General features: G+C 69.3%; 1 protein-coding gene. It reads right to left on the bottom strand.

Features of this window, described 5'->3' with window-relative positions:
• Nucleotides 1-1127, bottom strand: a 1127-nt coding sequence (locus LOY02_RS18680) for a N(5)-(carboxyethyl)ornithine synthase (protein ID WP_317183871.1), incomplete at its 3' end; no start/stop codon positions are given.
• Between the last annotated feature and the right edge of the window lie 340 nt (nt 1128-1467).

Raw genomic sequence — 1467 nt, 5'->3', positions numbered from 1 at the left:
TGCGGGAACTCATCCGAGCGGGACTGGAAGGTGAGGATGCTCGGATTGAGGATCACGCCGTCCTGGACCTCGATGGCCCGCCGGATCGTCTCGTCTGCCGCCCAGGCGCCCGGCCCGGCGAGCACGGTCGGCAGGAACGGCAGCAGGGCCTCGCTGATCTCCCAGGTCGCGGAGTTCCACAAGTAGGAGGGGCTGTGGTCCACGGCGTAGTAGTGCACGTCGTTCCCCACGACGAACATCGGCTCCTCGAACGAGGTGGGCCGCGCCCAGCTGAACCCCATCGCCTCGTCGCACGAGACATCGATGACGAGCGACCCGGACAGTGCCGGGAGGTCGTCCTCATCGAGAAACATCATCGGCCGGTTGGGGTCCTGCAGGACACAGTTGACGACGATGTCGTGGGCGGCGAGGAAGCCGGCGAGTGGCTCGGGCCCTTCGTCGGTGAACACGTCGCCCCCGCGTCCGCCGGGCACGCCGTAGTCGAAGTGGACGATCCGCGCCGAGTGGATGGGGGCTGCGACGGCGGCCACCTCCCGGTGGGTCAGGACGTCCACCGGGTTGACGCCCAGCGCCGTCAGCGCAGTCACCGCGCCGCGGGCCGTGGCGCCGAACCCGATGACGGCCGCGCTCAGCCGGCGTCCGTAGTCACCGGTGGAGCCCACGAGCGAGAGGGCGTGCAGGACGGAGGCGTAGCCGGCGAGCTCGTTGTTCTTGTGCAGGACGTGCAGGTTGAAGGAGCCGTCCTTGTTCCAGTGGTTCATCGCCTCGAAGGCGATCAGCGTCAGGCGTCTGTCGATCGCGACCTGTGTGAGCTGTGCGTCCTGGACGCAGTGGGGCCAGCCCCACAGCACCTGTCCCTCTCGCATCTCGGCGAGGTCCTCGGCCATCGGCTTGGGTAGCAGGATCACGTCGCGTTCGGCGAGCAGCTGGTCGCGTGAGTGGATCCCTCCCACCAGCGGAGCGAGCTGCTCGTCGGACAGACCGAAGGGCTCCCCGTAGCCGGCCTCGACGTAGATCTGCTGCCGAAGGCCGGCATCGATGCGCTCGAGGTGCTGGGGATGGATCGGGAGGCGGCGCTCGTTCTCCTTCCGCGACCGGGAGAAGAGTCCGACGGTGAGGTGCTGCATGGGGGCCCCTTTGGTTTCGAACTGTCTAGCACAGGAAGGCCGGGACAGGGTCTCGAGACATGGGGCCCTCGACGTCCAGAGCCGTTGGGTGGGCGCCCTGCCCCTCGTCTCGGGACGGCGCCATGATCGCTCGGGGCGTCACGCAGGAGGCCCCCGGCACCGGGTGCCGGGGGCTTCGGCGCCTGGTGTCAGGACCCGTCCGCGGACTTGCGGGCGACGAGCAGGCCGAGCACGGCATACCCGATGAGCAGGTGCAGCGACCCGACGACGCGCGCAGCATCCGCGCCGAGCGCGCCCATGACCGGGATCGTCACGACGGCCCAGCTCTCGGCCACCATCG

The organism is Intrasporangium sp., assembly GCF_032907665.1.
Classification (GTDB): domain Bacteria; phylum Actinomycetota; class Actinomycetes; order Actinomycetales; family Dermatophilaceae; genus Intrasporangium.
The sequence above is the reverse complement of the archived record's forward strand: the minus strand, read 5'-3'. Positions and strand labels throughout refer to the sequence as shown.